The sequence below is a fragment of the Rothia sp. HMSC068F09 genome (genome assembly GCF_001812775.1).
Taxonomy (GTDB): domain Bacteria; phylum Actinomycetota; class Actinomycetes; order Actinomycetales; family Micrococcaceae; genus Rothia; species Rothia mucilaginosa_A.
The window spans coordinates 20,368-39,202 of record NZ_KV810416.1 but is presented as its reverse complement, the minus strand read 5'-3'; the positions used below and the strand labels follow the sequence as shown (position 1 = coordinate 39,202).

Sequence of the window (18,835 nt, the reverse complement as noted above, 5' to 3'; positions counted from 1 at the left end):
CTTCCAGCGCCCCATCATGCGTTCGAGAGATACACCGAAGATGAAGAGGTAAATCATGTTCCACACCAGGTGCATCGGGTCGTTTTGTGAGTGCAGAAAACCGTAGCTGATGAGGCGGTAATATTCACCGTGCTGGACGTAGGGCCACCACATCCTGCCGTGGTTGACCAGCCAACTGTTCGGAATAATCTGTTGCAGGCCGTACGCCACGACGTTAATCAGGATGAGCGTGTACGTAAGGTACCAGTGACGGGCGATAAAGGAACGCTTCGGCTTCGCGGTGCCTCCGTTGAGCTCCCTGTAGCAATCCGGGCAGACCGTACCGGCTCCTTGGTTCATCTGACATTCACCGCAGATGGCCCGGTTGCATCGTCCGCACCGGGCGTAGCTGACGCGGTCGGGGTGGTTGGCGCAGACCGTAGGGGTCTGCCCGTAGCCGGAGTAGTTGGGAAAGTTCTCCACTGAATCTCCAAAGATTTTGTGCCGGATGGTTCGGAACGGTGTACAGGCCATATAAGTTCAGGGGCCCGCCGGAAAAATCCTGGCGGGCCCCTGAACTATATGTGTTTTATCAACACACCAGAACGCTCCACGAGCCTTCTGAAGGGGTTTTAGAGCTTCTCGACGTCAATCGAGGAGATGACGACGTCCTTGACCGGGCGGTCCTGGAAGCCGGTCTCAACGCCCTCAATAGCGTCGACAACCTTCTTGGATGCCTCGTCAGCGACCTCACCGAAGATGGTGTGGCGGCCGTTCAGCCAGGGGGTCTCAACGGTGGTGATGAAGAACTGGGAACCGTTGGTGCCGGGGCCGGCGTTAGCCATTGCCAGCAGGTAAGGCTTGGAGAAGGAGAGCTCGGGGTGAATCTCGTCCTTGAACTGGTAGCCGGGGCCACCAACGCCCATGCCCAGGGGATCGCCACCCTGAATCATGAAGTCCTTGATGATGCGGTGGAACACGACATCCTTGTACAGGGGGGTGTTCATGATTTCACCGGTGCGGGGGTGCTTCCACTGGCGGGAACCGTCGGCCAGGCCGATGAAGTTCTCAACAGTCAGCGGTGCGTGGTTACCGAACAGGTTCACGACGATGTCACCGTAGTTGGTGTGGATAGTTGCCTTAGCAGTTGCATTAGTCATGGCTCTATTGTGGCACGGGCTGGCGCTCATTCGCCATACAACGTGTTTTTTCGCCCCGGGCGCACTGTCGGGCGGGCTTTTTAGGCCGGAATTGAATATCCTGAGAGGTGAACACTACGCGCGTCTCGGCGATTCTTACCGCCGCGACGCCCAACCGATGGAGGTCACCCCATGTTCTGCTGCAAGAAGCGTAAGGCTCGTAAGTCCGCCAAGGCCCAGGCTGTCGTCTCGTCCCTGGCTGCCGCTGAGTCCTCGCTTGAGGGCAAGGCCGCTGAGCTTTTCGCCGAGAAGCTGACCGGCAAGAAGAACGCCCTGAAGAAGGCCCGCAAGGCCACCGCAAAGACCGCTCGCGCCGCTGAGAAGGAGCTGGCACGCATCGAGCGCAACGGCGGTAAGCGCCCCCGCAAGGGTCTGGCTTTCCTGGGCCTGGTTGTGGCGCTGGGTGTCGCAGGCGCGGCCGCATACAACGCTGCTCGCCCCGTTGAGGATCCCTGGAAGAACGCCTAAACGTTCTCCCGCCTCTAGCGCGTATCTAGCTTGAACGGCCGCTCTCCGGAGAATTATCCGGAGAGCGGCCGTTTTGCGTGCGTGGGATAAGCGTGGATGCGCGGTCACGTGTGAAGCCGCCGCCGTATTTTCCCGCAGCAGGACCCCGGATATGCGAAGAACCCCATGTCTTTCGACATGGGGTTCTCGTTCAAAAATAAACCGGCAACGACCTACTCTCCCACACCCACAAAAGTGCAGTACCATCGGCGCGAAGAGTCTTAGCTTCTGGGTTCGGAATGGAGCCAGGCGTTTCCCTCTTGCTATAATCACCGGAAAGTGGAGGCGAGGGGACTCGAACCCCTAACCCTCTGCTTGCAAAGCAGATGCGCTACCAATTGCGCCACGCCCCCGTGGTGCCCTACCAGTCTATACCAGCGGTTCGGACATCACCAAATCCTCACGGAAATTTTTTTCGTAAGACCCATCACAGCATCGCTAAGCCTCCCAAAAGGGAAGCCGACGCGCTACGCTCCCGTGATGACCTCGCCGGGCACATTCGCCTCACGCTTGGACACCGCGTTCAGCGGCCCAGACTCTTCCTGCAGGTAGCGGCGAATGGCTTCCTTCAGCTTCTCTTTTGCCTGCTCGTCCTTCGATGAGGGGCTCTTGAACCCCAGCTTAAGGGCGTCGTCCCGTCCGGCGGCTGGGTATTCCTGGCGGGCGTTCCACGTTAGCGCGAAAGTTGCGAGGGTGTTCAACTCAGCGGGTGTGACCGCCCTATCCAGGGCATCGGCTGCCACCGCCACGCGGGCCGGTTCCGCAACGCTCACAGCGATCTTCGTCTCGGCACCCGAGGGCACCTTCACCGCCTTAGAGATGGCAATCTGCGCGTAGAGCTGTATCTGCTTCACGCGCTCCTCTGAGGTGCCCAGACTGCCCAGGGCGCGGAAGCGACGAACCACGTCGGCATACTCGCCCTCCTCGATGACCGCGGTTAGGCGTAGCTCGTCCGCCATGGCGATCCCCTGGGTATAGTCCGCGTTGGTTCCCAGCGCGGCTGATGCATTGAGGAGCTTGAGCCACTGTTCCCGGTCAAGGGTTGCCGAATCGTTCACACGCAGCGGAGCGACCGGGGTATTGGCGCGCTGACCAACCCCCTGCGGGTCGTTAAACGGGTCTACGCCGCCGTAGGTGACGCTCAGACGCTGTATTGAGCCATAAACCGATAGTTGAGCCAGTGCTTCCGCAGCGGCCGGCAAATCCGCTTGTGCGGCCTCCGTGAGCGCCAGGGACCCCACCAGCCGCAGATTCTGCTCTTCGTTCCCCTTACCCACGTTGATGCGCTCCAGCGATTCAATGCGCAGGTAACGGGTATCGATATTTTCGCGCACACGACGCTCGCGGCGAGCCAGCAACTTTTCTACGGAAACCGTGACGGCGGCATCCTCACCCAGAAGGCCGGTAGCGGCGATGCGCGGTGCCGTAGCGATAAGACCACCCGCCAGGATGACGCCACCGGTCAGCAGCAGGGAACGTCGGGGAACCACCAGGTCGCGCCCACGCCGCTTTGCGGCGTCTCCTACGGCCGCGAAGCGGCCTCGCGCGCCGGTAGATTTGTCCGATTGACGAGATTCGGGAATCTGCGAAGAAGACATCGAGCCTCCGGGGATGAGCGACGGTCGAGGACCGCACAGAGTGAGAGATAGCGGAGTAAGAATACACCGATGGGGCATCAAGGTGGCGGAGCTTAGAGCGAGAGCCTGGACATAGAAGAGGCCTACCGGACGAATTATTCGTCCGGTAGGCCTCTTGGTTGTCTATTCAGCCAACCCTCGAATTTTTAGTCATCCGACTCAGCGATCTGCGGTGATGCAACGTTTGCCGACTCGGCGGCCAGCTCCGCAATACGAATCTCACCGGTCGTCGGGTCCTCGTACGGCACATACTCCGTACGACCGGCGGGCTCGGCATCCTCGTTCACATGGTTTTCTGCAATCAGGAAGCCGTGTGCACCCAGAATTTTAGCTACTCGGTCGATGTCCTGCGGGGTCGGGGTATGGTCGACCACGCGACGAATGTACTCGTTGATTCGCTGGTCACTCACGTATGCCTCACCGCGAGCAGCGCGGGACTGCATAAGCTGGCGGACCACTTCCTGCAGCTGTTCATCCGTCAGACGCATCTTCAGGATGGCCATCACGGCTGCACGGTCCTGAACGGGGACGTCCTTGGGATACCCAACGCTCAGCCAGTCGATTACTCGAGAGATGATGCCCTTATCAGGCATTGAGCCCCTCCTTCGATACTGTCATCATCATATTCACTGTGTGTTTCACGGTTCTAGTGACCTCCACCGGTGACGCCGAAAATATTCCAGCCGAACGTGTGGTGGATAAAGTCCTTAGCAACCCAGAGAATGGCGATGATTACGATTGCTACGATGATAGCAAAAACAATCCCGGCGGCAATTTTAGCCACCGTGCTCGGCGGCTCAATCTCCACCAGCTGGCCATCCGCCGTGTACTCGGTACGGCCCGCCATGAGGCGGAGGCCGAGCGCATACAGCGCCGGAAGACCCGCACCAAAGAAGAGACCGGCCATGAGCACCGGAATAATCTTGTTTACAATCTCCAACAGATATGCCATGGCTTACGAACCTGCCTTCTCAGTAGCAAGAGTCTGGTCTGCGGATGCCTCAGCGCTGGTGACTGCAGCGCCTTCCTTTTCATCCCAGTCGCCAGTCACGTTCGAAGCGTCAATGTTGTCCTTCTGGGAGTGACGCCACATCAGGAAGCAGAAGATAACCAGCAGAGCGAACACGGTCATTTCGCCAATGAACTGGGTGCCGGTCAGAGCATTCAAGCCGTGACCAATCAGCCAGGTTAGAGCACCCACAATCGCGGCAGCCGGCAGGGTAATCAGCCAGGCGACCACCATACGACCCGCCACGGACCAGCGAACCTCGGCGCCCTTTCGGCCCAGGCCACTACCCAGAATCGAGCCGGAGGCCACGTGGGTGGTGGACAGCGCCATGCCGAAGTGCGAGGAAGTCAGGATAATCGCGGCGGAGGCACCGTCGGCGGCCACACCCTGCGGGGTATCCACTTCAACGATGCCCTTACCCAGGGTGCGAATGATGCGCCAACCACCCAGGTAGGTTCCCAGGGCGATAGCGAGCGCACAGGCCGCCTTGACCCACAGGGGGATGGCGTCGTCGCTATTGAGAGAACCCGAAGCCACCAGAGCCAAGAAAATCACGCCCATGGTCTTCTGCGCATCGTTCGTACCGTGCGCCAGAGACATCAGGGATGCGGTAGCCACCTGACCCTTGCGGAAGCCGCTGTGCTTGCGCTCATCGGCCACAGGGGCAGCAATGCGGTACACCAGCCAGGTGCCGGTTGCCGACACAATCGCGGCAATGACGGGGGATAGAACCGCGGGGACAATGATCTTGGAGAGCACGCCCATCCACTGCACACCGTCGAAGCCGATGGCCACCAGCGCGGAACCGATCAGGCCGCCGAAAAGTGCGTGCGATGAAGAAGAGGGCAGGCCCAGCAACCAGGTCAGCACGTTCCAGAGGATGCCACCCACCAGGCCGGTAAAGACAATCAGCATCAGTGCGGGGCCGTTCGAGGTTACATCGATACGGTCCAGGTTCACGATGCCGCTACCGACCGAGCGTGCAACCTCAACGGAGAGGAAGGCACCCACCAGGTTCAGGGATGCGGAGAGAGCCACGGCTGTCTTCGGCTTCAACGCGCCGGTAGCGATGGACGTAGCCATCGCGTTGCCGGTGTCGTGAAAGCCGTTCGTAAAGTCGAAGGCGAGCGCGGTCAGCACCACGATCACGAGAATAATGAGTTCTGTAGTCACAAGAGAATTATCTGTCGCTTCCCCAAAAATCGAAAGTATTCGGTTTTAACACGAAATAACACGCAAACCCACACGATTGGGTGCGTGTTTCGTGGGGTTGTTCATCCATCATCCCGAGAAACCCGCTATCACTAGGCAAAAAGGGTGCACCCACCAGAATCATTAAGTTGTTTTATGTGGATTCTTCACTAAACATGGACATCGGGCGATATACCACACGCTGAGCGCCGGGGTGAGTTCATCTAGTGTTCACCTTCAGGAAGTTCCCAGATTTCCATTTGTGATGCGCGTCTATTACTCACCTCGCACTGAGTACCCCGTTATGCATTTACTGCAAATTCCCCGGCAGTCTACCGCGAAAGCTCTGAACCGAGTGAGCCGAAGGGGTGCAGCATATATAGCAAAGACCCCGCATCTCTCGATACGGGGTCTTTCTCAAAAATAAACCGGCAACGACCTACTCTCCCACACCCACAAAAGTGCAGTACCATCGGCGCAAAGAGTCTTAGCTTCTGGGTTCGGAATGGAACCAGGCGTTTCCCTCTTGCTATAATCACCGGAAAGTGGAGGCGAGGGGACTCGAACCCCTAACCCTCTGCTTGCAAAGCAGATGCGCTACCAATTGCGCCACGCCCCCGCTTCAGCGGAAACCACTGTTTAGTTATTTCCAGGCCTTGATGACCTCATTGTTCTGACGCTTTATTAGCGCCATCACAACAACACCCGAAAGAGCGATAATCAGAAAAACTTTCTTCATCTCTGCCTTTCACAGTGCGGAGTGGGCGTACCAAGAATCGAACTTGGGACCTCTTCGTTATCAGCGAAGCGCTCTAACCGTCTGAGCTATACGCCCTCCCTCTGCGGAATTTCTTCCGTAGAACGAGATATAACTATACAGGCGTTTAGAGGGAACACCAAATCAAAATGATATGTTATGCGTCACATATGCATGAAGGGGTTCAGCATCAAGATAGGACACACCACCAAAGCCCCCGCAGAACACAGAAAAGATAGCGCAAAAAGGGCGGCACCGCCTCCGCACGGAGACGATACCGCCCAATTCAAACTCGTAGTCGAGCGCTCTTAAGACTCGTCGCTCAGGGTCAGGGTCACGCCACCCACCAGCTTTGCAGCCAGGTTGTACAGGATAGCGGCAATCATACCCAGCAGGGTGAAGACCACGGTGTTCACCACGGCAAAAATCGTGGTTACCAGAGCCACCTGACCCAGCGAAATCATCTGCGAGATATCCACGGTGGTCGAACCGGTACCCAGCGAGCTAATCAGCTGGTTTACACCGGTAAAGGCACCCGAAGCCTGCAGGAACAGCCACAGAATCACCGAGGCCACGACGGTCACGATACCCAGAGCAATCGACAGCAGGAAGATCAGCTTTGCTACCGACCAGGTATCGACCTTCTGCACCACCAGGCGCGCGCGACGAATCTTCGAACGAGGCGCGGGGCGCACCAGCTGGCGACGCGAACCCGTCGGACGCTTAGCATTCACCGGGCGCTTGCCGGCAGGACGCTTAGCGGCTCCGGGACGGGCCTGACCTGAACGTGCCTGAGCCGGGCGGCGGGCACCAGACTTAGGGGCTCCCTTCTTAGACGCACCAGCTGCTGCCGAACGCTGCGCTGACGCGGAAGAGGAGCTCGCGGGAGTGCTGCTCATTAGTTACCTCCAGTAGCGGTGAGGTCGGCAGCCGCCGCTTCACCCTCGTTATCCGTGCCGGGAGCCGCAGAAGTATCGTCTGCTGCCTCGGCATTCTCAGTGTTTTCATCATCGCTGTCGTCCAGCTGACGATCCTGGTTACGGGCTACACCGATAATCGAATCGCCCTCACTGGGCTTTGCAAAGATAACACCCATGGTATCGCGTCCCTTCGCGGGAACCTCATTCACATTCGAACGAACAACCTTGCCGCTGGACATCACGACCAGGACCTCGTCCTCTTCATCCACGATGAGGCCACCCACCAGGGCGCCACGATCCTCCACAAGCTTAGCAACCTTAATGCCAAAACCGTTACGACCCTGAACGCGATATTCATCCACGCTCGTGCGCTTCGCGTAGCCACCCTCAGTCACCACGAAGACATAGGAGCCCTCAGTGACCACGTTGGCAGAAATCAGCTCGTCACCCTCGCGGAACTTCATGCCGGTCACACCGGAAGTCGAGCGACCCATGGGGCGCAACGAAGCGTCATCCGCGTGGAAGCGCAGGGACATACCGTTACGAGAAACCAGCAGGATGTCATCGGCAGCCGAAACGGTGAAGGCCGAAACAACCTCGTCACCCTCGCGCAGGTTGATGGCGATCAGGCCCGCGGTACGGTTCGTGTCGTAATCGCTCAGGCGGCTCTTCTTCACCATGCCGCCACGGGTTGCCAGCACCAGGTACTCAGCGTCCTCGTAGCTCTTGAGCTCCATCACCTGGGCGATGTGCTCGCCACCCTGGAACTCCAGCAGGTTCGCAATGTGCTGGCCCTTCGCGTCGCGGCCGGCTTCCTGCAACTCGTAGCCCTTCGCGCGGTACACGCGGCCCAGGTTCGTGAAGAACAGAATCCAGCTGTGCGTGGTAGTCACGAAGAAGTGCTCCACCACGTCATCGCCGCGCAGGGAGGCGCCCTTAATGCCCTTACCGCCGCGGTGCTGGCTACGGTACTGATCACTGCGGGTGCGCTTGATGTAGCCGCCGCGAGTAATCGTCACCACGACCTCCTCCTCGGGGATGAGGTCTTCCATCGACATGTCGCCGTTGTAGCCGTACATGATCTGGGTGCGACGGTCATCGCCGTAGCGGTTCACAATCTCGCCCAGCTCCTCAGAGATAATCTCGCGCTGGCGAGTCTCGGAAGCAATAATCGCGTTGTACTCGGCGATCATGCGCATCAGCTCGTCGTGGCGGTCCTGAATCTTCTGGCGCTCCAGAGCGGCCAGGCGACGCAGCTGCATGTTCAGGATGGCCTGCGCCTGAGCCTCGTCAATCTGCAGGAACTCCATCAGGGCGGTGCGTGCCTCGTCCGCGGTGGGGGAGCGGCGAATCAGGGCGATAACCTCGTCCAGGGCATCCAGAGCCTTGAGCAGGCCGCGCAGGATGTGCGCCTCTTCCTCCGCCTGGCGCAGACGGTAGCGGGTACGGCGGACGATAACATCCAGCTGGTGGTTGACCCAGTGGCGCACGAAAGCATCCAGGGACAGGGTGCGGGGCACGCCGTCCACGATGGCCAGCATGTTCGCGGAGAAGTTCTCCTGCAGCTGGGTGTGCTTGTACAGGTTGTTCAGCACAACCTTCGGGGAAGCATCGCGCTTGAGCACAATCACCAGGCGCTGACCGGTACGACCCGAGGTCTCGTCGCGCAGGTCGGCGATACCGGTGACCTTGCCGTCCTTGATGAGCTCGGCAATCTTGATGGCCAGGTTATCCGGGTTTGCCTGGTAGGGCAGCTCGGTGACGACCAGGCAGGTGCGTCCGTGGATTTCCTCGACGTTGACCACGGCGCGCATGGTAATCGAACCGCGGCCGGTGCGGTACGCATCCTCAATACCCTTGGTGCCCAGAATCTGCGCACCGGTCGGGAAATCCGGGCCCTTGATGCGAGCCATCAGAGCGTTCAGCAGCTCTTCGTTGGTGGCGTGCGGGTTCTTCAGGAACCACTCCACACCCTCGGCCACCTCGCGCAGGTTGTGCGGGGGAATGTTGGTCGCCATACCCACGGCAATACCCGAGGAGCCGTTAATCAGCAGGTTCGGGATGCGCGCGGGCAGAACGGTCGGTTCGAGAGACTTACCGTCGTAGTTCGGCTGGAAATCGACGGTGTCCTCGTTGATGTCGCGCACCATCTCCAGGGCGATGGGGGCCATCTTCGTCTCGGTGTATCGGGGAGCCGCTGCGCCGTCGTTACCGGGGGAGCCGAAGTTGCCCTGTCCCAGTGCCAGCGGGTAGCGCATAATCCAGCTCTGAATCAGACGCACGAGGGTGTCGTAGATGGCCCTATCGCCGTGGGGGTGGAACTGACCCATGACGTCGCCGACCACGCGGGCGCACTTGTTGAAGGCGCGGTCCGGGCGGTAACCGCCGTCGTACATTGCGTAGATGACGCGACGGTGCACGGGCTTGAGGCCGTCACGGACATCCGGCAGGGCACGACCGATGATGACGGCCATCGCGTAGTCCAGGTAGGAGCGCTGCATTTCGGTTTGCAGGTCCACCTGTTCAATGTGGCCGTGGTGGTCCACGATCTCGGTGTCACCGGCGCTGACGACGTCAGCTCCGGTCACTTCGTTCTGCTGTTCTTCGCTCATTATTTCCCTCAATAAATCACTCGGTTATATAACCCATATTGCATATTCTCCAGGAGGAATATGTCGTGCGGGTTAGATATCGAGGAATCGGATGTCCTTTGCGTTCTGCTGGATAAACTCACGGCGAGCCTCAACGTCCTCACCCATCAGCACCGAGAAGATCTGATCCGCGGCAGCCGCGTCCTCCATCTTCACCTGCAGAAGGGTACGGCGCGCCGGATCCATGGTGGTGTCCCACAGCTCGGTGTAGTCCATCTCGCCCAGACCCTTGTAACGCTGAATACCGTTGTCCTTGGGCAGACGCTGGTTATTCGCCAAACCACGTGCCAGAGCCTCGTCGCGCTCTGCATCGGAGTAGACGTAATCGTGCGGGGCGTTCGACCACTTGATGCGGTACAGCGGCGGCTGAGCCAGGTACACGTAACCGGCCTCGATCAGCGGGCGCATGAAGCGGAAGAGCAGGGTCAGCAGCAGGGTCGTGATGTGCTGGCCGTCCACGTCAGCATCGGCCATGAGCACGATCTTGTGGTAACGGGCCTTTTCGATGTTGAAGTCGTCGCCGATGCCGGTACCGAAGGCGGTAATCATCGCCTGAATTTCGGCGTTCGACAGGGCGCGGTCCAGGCGAGCGCGCTCGACGTTCAGGATCTTACCGCGCAGCGGCAGAATGGCCTGAGTGTTCGGGTTACGGCCCTGAACCGCCGAACCACCCGCGGAGTCACCCTCCACCAGGTAAATCTCAGAGATCGACGGGTCCTTCGAAGAGCAGTCCTTGAGCTTACCGGGCATGGAGCTGGTCTCCAGCAGGCCCTTGCGGCGGGTCGTCTCACGGGCCTTACGGGCGGCGATACGCGCCTGGGCGGCGGTAATCGCGCGACGCACAATATCCTTGGCCACTGCGGGGTTACGGTCGAACCAGTCGCTCAGGTGATCGTTCACCTCGCGCTGGGTGAAGGACTTCGCCTCCGAGTTACCCAGCTTGGTCTTCGTCTGGCCTTCGAACTGCGGCTCGGAAATCTTAATCGAGATGACCGCGGTCAGGCCCTCACGCACGTCTTCACCGGTGAGGTTATCGTCCTTATCGCGCAACAGCTTGTTGTCGCGAGCGTAACGGTTCACCAGGGAGGTCAGCGCGGCACGGAAACCCTCTTCATGAGTGCCACCCTCGTGGGTGTTGATCGTGTTTGCGTAGGAGTAGACGGATTCCTTGTACGCACCGGTCCACTGCATGGCCACTTCCAGGCTCATGTTACGGTCGGAATCCTCGGATTCGAAGGAGACAATCTCTTCGTTCACGATGGTCTTCGCGCCGGCGTTCAGGAAGTGCACGTAGTCAAACAGACCGTTGTCGTAACGGTAAGTGACGGTCGTGAAACCGTCAGCGTTCGCACGCACTCGGTTGAGAGTGTTTTCCTTTTCCTCTTCGGCAACCTCGTCACCGGTGAACTTCTCGCGCTCATCGGTCAGGGTGATGGTCAGGCCCTTATTCAGGAAGGCCATCTGCTGGAAGCGAGCGCGCAGGGTCTCAAAATCGAACTCGACAGTCTCGAAAATCTCGGGATCCGGGTAGAAGGTCTGAATCGTGCCGGTCTTATCGGAGGGCTCGCCGCGACGCAGGGGACCGTCGGGCACGCCACCGTTGGAGAAGGAGATGTGCCACGCGTAGCCCTGGCGGTGCACCTCGGTAATCACGCGGGTCGACAGGGCGTTCACCACGGAGATACCCACGCCGTGCAGACCACCGGAGACCGAGTAGCCGCCACCGCCAAACTTACCGCCGGCGTGCAGCACGGTCATGACGACCTCGACGGTGGACTTGTGCTCGGTGGGGTGCTCATCCACGGGAATACCGCGACCGTCATCCTTGACGCGCACCGCGCCATCAGCCTGGATGGTCACGTCGATTTCGGAGGCGTAACCGGCGAGCGCCTCGTCCACGGAGTTATCAACGACCTCGTAGACCAGGTGGTGCAGACCGCGCTCGGTGGTCGAGCCGATGTACATGCCGGGGCGTTTACGAACCGCCTCCAAGCCTTCCAGCACGGTGATGTCGGACGCACCGTATTCATGGGGCTGTTCAGGTGCCACGAGGGGAAACTCCTTGGGTAAGCCGGGCACCGGCAGGGAGCCGCGAACACTGCCGAGGGTAGCCTAGAACGCCTCGGTGCGGCGCGTGAAGCGCCCTCGGGGACTCGCGGTGCCGGCGGCGCCCGGGTGGGCGCACTTTACGCATTGTCCCTTTTATTTTACCGAGCAAGGGGGTATTAAAGCCATCCAGCGCGCCATTTTTTGGGCAATTCACCCATATTCCACCCCCTCAAACGCCCGTGATGGCCCCTGAGAGACGCTCAACCCCCTCCCCGGTGAGGGGGGATACGCCTCGGTTATGCGGCCGGGATGCGGGCACTTCCGAGGTTTTACTTCTTCAAGCGGTCCGGTTTCGAGGCAAAAATTCGTTCCGCGCGCACCGCCGACTCTCCTACCCGTAGGTATCGCGCACCCCGCGCATTCCGGAGGCGCGACGATACCCGCGCTGGTTCCAGCGGCCGTTGTTCGGACCCAGGATTCGCACCTGCGCCACCACGCCCTCGCCAAGCTCTCGACGGAAGAGCTCGATAAGTTGCCCGTGCATCAGGCGCAGCTGAGTGGCCCAGGCGGTGGAGTCGCACTGCACCTGAACGATAGAGTTCTCGAAGCTGAGAGGTTTGGTGTGCGCGGCGATTTCGGGACCAACGAGTTCAGCCCAGCGGGCCAGAACGCTCGAGACGGCCACGGGCTCTTTCCAGCCTCGGGACCGAATCAGCGCGCTCACGATACCCCCGAGCGGCTTGGGATCGCGGGAGCTTTCACCGGGGCCGCTGTACCCGCCCATGACGCGGGGATCCCACCCCTGTGCGCGTTCGCGACGTTTCTTGGGGGCGGTTCCGGACATCGCGGCGCCGAACTCGCGCATAATTTTTCGCGCCGAGAAAGCGTTGAGGGGCGCCTCGCCGCGTTCCTGGGCGGCCACGCGCATACGAGTCAGCAGGGCCGCGGGGGCGTCCACCTCGTCTCGGTAAAACTCGCCGAAGCTATCGACCTCGCTGCCGGATGTTTCACGTGAAACAGTGCTGTCGAGCTCACGGGCGTCAGGGGCCGGGGAAGGCACCGGCAAGGAATCACCGAAGGATTCAACGAGGGGGACGGCGCCCTCTCCGGGATGGTTACTCATGATCCCCACCGGCGATAGGATTCTCGGTTAACGTTTCGTCGCTTTCCTCGACGGAGGGCTCGCCGGTGTTGCCTTCTGCGTTCCCATCGCGAGTGCCGGGCGACGGCACGTACTCCGCGTGTCCGGGAGTTACTGACACCAGGCGGTATTCACCCAGCTCCTCCGGAATATCCGTGAGTACGGCGCACGTAATGAGCACCTGCTCCGCCGCGGCGACCATAGCGCCCAGGCGGTGGCGACGCGCCGAATCGAGCTCGGCGAAGACATCGTCAAGAATCAGGATGGGGGAGGCACCCGGAGAAGAATCGTCCTCCACGTGAACAAACCACGAAGCCAATTTCAGGGCCAGGGCAAACGACCAGCTCTCACCGTGCGAGGCAAAATGCTTAACCGGAAGGCCGCCCAGCAGCAGGGTCACGTCCTCACGGTGCGGCCCCACCAGCGTCACGCCGCGCTCAATTTCCTCGGCGCGACGCTCGGCGAAACCGCACAGAAGCGCCTCCTTCAAGTCCTTGATGCTCATGAGGGCCGCGTGTTCGAGAGAGCGCTCACCCATGCTTGCGAAGACGGTGGACTCGTAGGTGAACCCCACGTCCTTAGAACCGTCCGTCAGCCCAGCGTAGGCGCGACGCAGCTGGGGGAGTAGGCGCTGCAGCAGACGGAAGCGCGCAGAGAGCAGTTGTGCCCCCATCAGGGCAAGCTGGTCATCCCACACTGCAAGGGTACTCAGTGCGTTCTCGTCGCGAGCGCGGCGCTGCATCGACTTGAGCAGCGAATTACGCTGCCGCAAAATCCGCTCGTACTCGCTGCGGTACCCCGACACCACGGGGCGCAGTGAGACGGCCAGCTCATCCACAAATCGACGACGACCGGCGGGATCGCCCTTCACCAATTGCAGGTCCTCGGGGGAAAACAGCACCGTGCGAGCAATACCCAGAGCTTCCTTAGCGCGCACCGGGGCAGCCCGGTTAATGCGCACGCGATTCGCCTGACCGGGAGCCACCTCAAACTCGGTCACGGTCTGCTGCGAACCGCGCACAGTGCGGGTGCGGATGTAGGCTCGAGCGGCACCCACGCGCACCAGCGGACCATCGTGGCTCACCCGGTGCGAAGAGAGGGCGGCCGCGTACTCAATGGCCTCCACGATATTTGTTTTTCCCACGCCGTTCGAACCCAGAAAAACCGTCACCCCGGCCGATAGAGGCAGGTTGAGCAGCGCGTAGGTGCGGTAATCCAGCAGCGAGATGTGGTCGATGTACACCGGACGGCTCCTTTCGTGCGGTTCGGTCGAGGAGGGGATAGGCGCGGACGGGGAAAGCACAGCCCCGCGAGCCTTCCCCGGGCAGAGCCTCGGGAGGCGCGCGGGGCGGCAAGCTACTAGTTCGAGGGCAGACGCACCGGCATCAGCAGGTAGCGGTAGTTGCGGTCATCCTCAGCCAGCGGCTCGTCCTGACCCGAAATCACGGCGGGCTTGGGCGCGTCGGTGAAGGAGAAACGCACGAACTCGGTGCCGAACACCTTCAGACCGTCCAGCAGGTAGGAGGGATTGTACGCCACGGTGATGTCGTCGCCGGAGAGGTGAGCTTGCAGGGTTTCGGAGGCCTGAGCCTCGTCGCCGCGGCCCGCATCGATGGCAACCGAACCCTGGGTGAACTTCAAGCGCAGCGGAGTGTTGCGCTCAGCCACGAGCGAGATACGGCGAGCCGCCTCGGTCAGGTCGGAGGTGCGAACCACCGCGTGGATGGGGGTCTGCTCGGGGAAGAGAGCACGGATGTTGGGGTAATCGCCGTCCATCAGAACGCTCGTGGTGCGGCGGGTACCGGCGGCAAAACCTATCAACTCGCCGGCGGCGGGCAGCGCAATGGAGAGCTCGCCGGAGCCGGAGAGAGTGCTACCGACCTCGGAAACGGTCTTGGCCTTTAGCAGAACAGCCGCCTGAACGTCGGGGTTGACGGGGTTCCACTTGATTTCGCGCATAGCCAGACGGTAGCGGTCGGTGGCGAGCAGGGTCATGGTGTCGCCGTTGATCTCGACTCGAATACCGGTCAGCAGGGGCAGGGTCTCGTCCTTGGACACCGCAATCTGAACCTGCTTGACGGCTTCAGCAAATTCGGCGCCGTCGACGGTACCGGAAATTTCGGGCAGCTCAGGCAGCTCGGGGTAATCGGCCACGGGCATGCCGGCCAGCTGGAAGTTAGCGGAACGGCAGTGCAGACGAATCACGGACTCATCAGCGGTGAATTCGACCTCAGCGTTCGGAAGAGAACGGCAGATTTCGGCCAGGATCTTACCGGGAACAAGGCACACGCCCTCGGCCTGAACATCGGCGGCGATAACCTGGCGGGCGCTGGTTTCGTGATCAAAGCTTGCGATGCTGACTTCGCCGGCGGAGGCGGTAATCAGCAGACCGTTGAGCACGGGGGAGGTAGGACGCAAGGGCAGGGAGCGTGCCGTCCAGCCGACTGCTTCGGCGAGGACATCGCGTTCAACGGTGAATTTCATCGAGAAGGCGCCTTTCACGGTGGTAGAGATTCGGTTTATGGCGCACGTAAAGCTGAACTGCGAGAGAGCCGGAAGGTTTCGCCTGCTCTAGTGCGCGGTGCCCGTGCGCGCGCGTCTATCCATCCTACCGGAATCCAGACGAATTGTAATTACAGGGATTCGCGGTGAGTACGGTCGGTTGCCAAGGTTATCAGTCCCGCATTTTTGTAATTACAAAGAACCACGAAGGAATCCTTAGAACGCATCGAAAATAGATTCGAAATCAGACTTCCAAAAATGTGGGTTTCTCACCAAAACCAACAGGGGAGAATGAATCAAAGAAAGCGCTTACTATCGCCTAGTGTTTCCTGAAATCACGACGGGCGAGCGCACCGAGTAACTCAAAATGCATATCGAACTTCCCGACAGCCTGGGGCGAGGAAATGTTTCATGTTATGGGGAGGATTTTTTCTTTAAGTACAGTAGTATTATTAACGCTTGTGGAAACGGTGGAAAACCCCGCAGAGCCCAGCAATGACGCGGAAGTAGCCTGTGGACATTAAGTGGAGGAACCCTCCCCAAACTAAGGATGCATTGTGTATGAATATTTATGCATTTACTCTCTTCCACATCTTTTGAATATTCATGCACTTAACGTCCACACGAGCGCCGGAGTTAAAGCACAGCTTATCCACACCCCACATTTCAGGGCTCGGTCAGCCGAAAATCGTGGCCAAAAATAACCCTATCCCTCTTGAATCACCCCGGCATCCCCTATAAAACGCCTTGTCAGCGGCTTATAGGGGATGCATGTGGGTCCGCGGGCCTATCCGGCGGCGCGCTGTTCCTGGCGAATGAGGTTCGTCAGCTCGGTCACCTGATTGAAAATCGTCTGCCGCTCAGCCATCTGCGCGCTCACCTTACGCACCGCGTGCATCACGGTCGTGTGGTCGCGGCCGCCCAAATCATTACCGATACGCGGCAGAGACATCTCGGTCAGCTCACGGAGCAGATACATCGCCACCTGGCGGGCGTTCGTGAGCGTGCGGGTGCGAGACTTCGACTGCATATCCTCGATGGACACATCGAAATACTTTGCCACCGTCGAGAGCACCAGCGCCGAGGTAATCTCGGCACCGCCCGTATCCGACAGCAAATCCTTCAAATAGGTCTCAGCCTCTGCCAGGGTGATGGGCTCCGGAGGCTTCTTCATCGAGGCGGCGGCACTCGCGCGAATCAGAGCACCCTCCAACTCGCGAATATTGGCCGTGACATGGGAAGCAATGTATTCCATAACGTCATCGCGCACCGGCAAAATCTCGCTCTGAGCCTTCTTTCGCAGAATCGCGATGCGGGTCTCCAACTCCGGAGGCTGCACATCCACGTTCAGACCCGACCCGAAGCGCGAACGCATCCGCTCGGCAAAACCGGTCAGCTGCTTCGGAGGCAAATCCGAAGTAATCACAATCTGCTTCTGGTGGTTGTACAGCGCGTTGAAGGTATGGAAAAACTCCTCCATCGTCGCCTCTTTACCGGCCAGGAACTGGATATCGTCGATCAAAAGCACGTCAACGTTACGGTAAATCTGCTTGAACGACGAACCCTCGTCGTCGCGAATCGAGTTGATGAAATCGTTCGTGAACTCCTCCGAATTCACGTAGCGCACGCGCAGGTTCGGGTACAGGTACTTGGTGTAGTGGCCGATCGCGTGCAGCAGGTGGGTCTTACCCAGACCCGAACCGCCGTAGATGAAGAGCGGGTTGTACACGATGCCGGGCTGCTCTGCCACGGCGAAGGCGCTTGCATGAGCAAAGCGGTTGGACTGGCCGATCACGAAGGTATCGAAGGTGTAATTCGGGTTCAAGCGAGCAGAGCTATCCCAAGTCGGAGCGTTTTCCGGGTCTTCGTGCTGGGTCACAACCGGCGCGGCCTGGGCCTGGACGGGAGCCTCACTGTGCGCAGTGTGGAAAGCGGTTCGTTCTGCCTCGAGGGCCTGTAGCGAGGGACGAGTCACCTGCTCATCCGCAGGGACGTGTGCCTCGGAATCCGGTGCCGGATGCGGCTCAGTGTAGTGCTCGAAAGCTCGGGAGCCAGCGGGGGCCTCACGGCGGGCGGGCTCGGCGTAGGGAGCTGCACCGGAATAGCCAGAAGGCTCATCGGGAACCTGGTGGGCCGCGGCAATTGCGGGTTCGACGGGTGCGGCCTGTTCCGGCTCATTAACGTCCTGACTTGGGCATTCAATGGGAACCATCGCCTCGTTCACATCGAAAAGTGCGGTGGTGGAGGGGCCGAATGCCTCGTGCAGTGCGGCGCGGAAAGGCGCTGTAATTTGCTCCTCAAACACGGCGCGGGTGAGTTTATTGGGCACCTCGATGATGAGGCGCGAAGATCCCATCAGACCCTGGGGGCGCGCAAGGTTCACGAACCCACGCTGGCGCGCCGTGACGTTCGGGTCGCTGCTCAGGATAGACAGCAGGTGCGCCCATCGCGCCTGAAGTGACTCGGTCATAGGGGTCTTTACCTCCGCTCAATCTGCCGCAGAAGACGTTGGGGAGCTCAACAGAGTGCCAACAAAGCCAGAACCTTCCGCAGGTCATTAAGATTCTACCCGCTTAATGCACAGGCAATTGACGTTTTCCACAAGAGTTTTCCACACGGTGGAAAAGTTGTAATTACAGGGGTGGACAAAGGATGGAAAACGGTGGAGAACTCGCCGACTTCCCTGTAATTACAGGGGGCAGTGCGTTTGTACATGCCTGTGGATAAGTGTTGCACAATGTGCTATTCGGGGAGGATGTGCACCGCGGTGGATAGTCGCGATCCCGCGTTATCCCCAGGGATGTCATGGGGATGGTGGAGCATGCGAGCGGAGCGTAGCGTGTTCCCATTAGGGTTCCCCCTCGGCCTCTCATAAACACCCGGTTGTTACCAACAACCTTCCTCAACTTCGCACCCAGTCCCCATAAGGAGCCTGGAATCACGCGGAAAAAAGCAAAAAGAACTTGATTTACTCCCGCCACTCTTCTAAAGTTGTGCTGTTGTGTGTGCACCGCCTACCGCGAATAGTCGCGATACCTCCGTGCACCAAGAAGCGTACGGTTCCGACACCCCGTGAGGGCGAGAACCGCGAAAATCAAGGAGACAAAGTATGAGCAAGCGTACTTTCCAGCCGAACAACCGCCGTCGCGCCAAGAAGCACGGCTTCCGTCTGCGTATGCGTACCCGTGCAGGCCGCGCGATTCTGTCGAACCGCCGCGGTAAGGGCCGCGCAAAGCTCTCGGCCTAATCACGGCATATAGTTCGCCCGCCGATGCACACGCATCGGCGGGGGG

Annotated in this window: 15 protein-coding genes, 3 tRNA genes and 2 rRNA genes; 2 read left to right on the top strand and 18 right to left on the bottom strand. The window is 59.8% G+C overall.

The genetic code is table 11. From position 1 onward, the window contains the following. Both HMPREF2874_RS01505 and HMPREF2874_RS01500 read right to left on the bottom strand, forming a co-directional pair. A partial coding sequence (locus HMPREF2874_RS01505) for a rhomboid family intramembrane serine protease (RefSeq protein ID WP_141754197.1) occupies positions 1 to 462 on the bottom strand: 462 nt, incomplete at its 3' end. Positions 463 to 611: 149 nt separating this feature from the next. After that, positions 612 to 1,139 carry a peptidylprolyl isomerase gene (locus HMPREF2874_RS01500; RefSeq protein ID WP_049332259.1) on the bottom strand — a complete coding sequence of 176 codons (528 nt, stop codon included), beginning with the start codon at positions 1,137 to 1,139 and terminating at the stop codon, positions 612 to 614. A gap of 171 nt (positions 1,140 to 1,310) precedes the next feature. On the opposite strand from HMPREF2874_RS01500, the gene HMPREF2874_RS01495 reads away from it, so the two are divergent. After that, positions 1,311 to 1,646: a hypothetical protein gene (locus HMPREF2874_RS01495; RefSeq protein WP_049344510.1), complete on the top strand. Its 336-nt coding sequence runs from the start codon at positions 1,311 to 1,313 to the stop codon at positions 1,644 to 1,646. Positions 1,647 to 1,845: 199 nt separating this feature from the next. Here HMPREF2874_RS01495 and rrf (HMPREF2874_RS01490) read toward each other — a convergent pair. The 16 genes from rrf (HMPREF2874_RS01490) to dnaA all read right to left on the bottom strand — a co-directional run bounded on the left by rrf (HMPREF2874_RS01490) (position 1,846) and on the right by dnaA (position 18,012). Continuing rightward, positions 1,846 to 1,962: ribosomal RNA gene (gene rrf, locus HMPREF2874_RS01490) — 5S ribosomal RNA — on the bottom strand. Positions 1,963 to 1,965: 3 nt separating this feature from the next. Next, positions 1,966 to 2,038: transfer RNA gene (locus HMPREF2874_RS01485), tRNA-Ala, on the bottom strand. Between the two features lie 114 nt (positions 2,039 to 2,152). Then, on the bottom strand, positions 2,153 to 3,283 hold the full coding sequence (locus HMPREF2874_RS01480) for an acetamidase (RefSeq protein WP_141754195.1): 1,131 nt from the start codon (positions 3,281 to 3,283) through the stop codon (positions 2,153 to 2,155). A gap of 185 nt (positions 3,284 to 3,468) precedes the next feature. Continuing rightward, positions 3,469 to 3,915, bottom strand: a complete 447-nt coding sequence (locus HMPREF2874_RS01475) for a DUF3349 domain-containing protein (RefSeq protein WP_049332253.1) — start codon at positions 3,913 to 3,915, stop codon at positions 3,469 to 3,471. Positions 3,916 to 3,968: 53 nt separating this feature from the next. Next, the gene (locus tag HMPREF2874_RS01470) at positions 3,969 to 4,274 is read right to left on the bottom strand and encodes a hypothetical protein (protein WP_049332249.1); all 306 of its coding nucleotides are present in this window, start codon (positions 4,272 to 4,274) and stop codon (positions 3,969 to 3,971) included. 3 nt (positions 4,275 to 4,277) lie between these two features. Beyond that, a complete protein-coding gene (locus tag HMPREF2874_RS01465; protein ID WP_049332248.1) occupies positions 4,278 to 5,504 on the bottom strand; it encodes an inorganic phosphate transporter in 1,227 nt (408 codons plus the stop codon). Positions 5,505 to 5,948: 444 nt separating this feature from the next. Then, positions 5,949 to 6,065, bottom strand: a 5S ribosomal RNA gene (rrf, locus tag HMPREF2874_RS01460). Between the two features lie 3 nt (positions 6,066 to 6,068). Further along, a tRNA-Ala gene (locus HMPREF2874_RS01455) sits at positions 6,069 to 6,141 on the bottom strand. 142 nt (positions 6,142 to 6,283) lie between these two features. Further along, positions 6,284 to 6,357: transfer RNA gene (locus HMPREF2874_RS01450), tRNA-Ile, on the bottom strand. Between the two features lie 230 nt (positions 6,358 to 6,587). Next, positions 6,588 to 7,178 carry a DUF3566 domain-containing protein gene (locus tag HMPREF2874_RS01445; protein WP_049332247.1) on the bottom strand — a complete coding sequence of 197 codons (591 nt, stop codon included), beginning with the start codon at positions 7,176 to 7,178 and terminating at the stop codon, positions 6,588 to 6,590. After that, positions 7,178 to 9,811, bottom strand: a complete 2,634-nt coding sequence (gene gyrA / locus HMPREF2874_RS01440; RefSeq protein ID WP_070648684.1) for a DNA gyrase subunit A — start codon at positions 9,809 to 9,811, stop codon at positions 7,178 to 7,180. Before gyrA ends, HMPREF2874_RS01445 begins: the two co-directional genes overlap by 1 nt. A gap of 72 nt (positions 9,812 to 9,883) precedes the next feature. Beyond that, positions 9,884 to 11,899, bottom strand: a complete 2,016-nt coding sequence (gene gyrB, locus HMPREF2874_RS01435; RefSeq protein WP_141754194.1) for a DNA topoisomerase (ATP-hydrolyzing) subunit B — start codon at positions 11,897 to 11,899, stop codon at positions 9,884 to 9,886. Positions 11,900 to 12,290: 391 nt separating this feature from the next. Continuing rightward, positions 12,291 to 13,022, bottom strand: coding sequence for a DciA family protein (locus HMPREF2874_RS01430; RefSeq protein WP_371440538.1), 732 nt, complete (start codon positions 13,020 to 13,022; stop codon positions 12,291 to 12,293). Next, positions 13,015 to 14,283: a DNA replication/repair protein RecF gene (recF, locus tag HMPREF2874_RS01425; RefSeq protein WP_070648680.1), complete on the bottom strand. Its 1,269-nt coding sequence runs from the start codon at positions 14,281 to 14,283 to the stop codon at positions 13,015 to 13,017. Before recF ends, HMPREF2874_RS01430 begins: the two co-directional genes overlap by 8 nt. A gap of 116 nt (positions 14,284 to 14,399) precedes the next feature. Further along, entirely contained in the window at positions 14,400 to 15,524 is a 1,125-nt protein-coding gene (gene dnaN / locus HMPREF2874_RS01420) for a DNA polymerase III subunit beta (protein ID WP_070648678.1), read from the bottom strand. 805 nt (positions 15,525 to 16,329) lie between these two features. Further along, positions 16,330 to 18,012: a chromosomal replication initiator protein DnaA gene (gene dnaA, locus HMPREF2874_RS01415; protein WP_070648676.1), complete on the bottom strand. Its 1,683-nt coding sequence runs from the start codon at positions 18,010 to 18,012 to the stop codon at positions 16,330 to 16,332. 639 nt (positions 18,013 to 18,651) lie between these two features. On the opposite strand from dnaA, the gene rpmH reads away from it, so the two are divergent. Continuing rightward, positions 18,652 to 18,789, top strand: a complete 138-nt coding sequence (gene rpmH / locus HMPREF2874_RS01410) for a 50S ribosomal protein L34 (protein ID WP_049332235.1) — start codon at positions 18,652 to 18,654, stop codon at positions 18,787 to 18,789. The last annotated feature ends 46 nt before the right edge of the window (positions 18,790 to 18,835 follow it).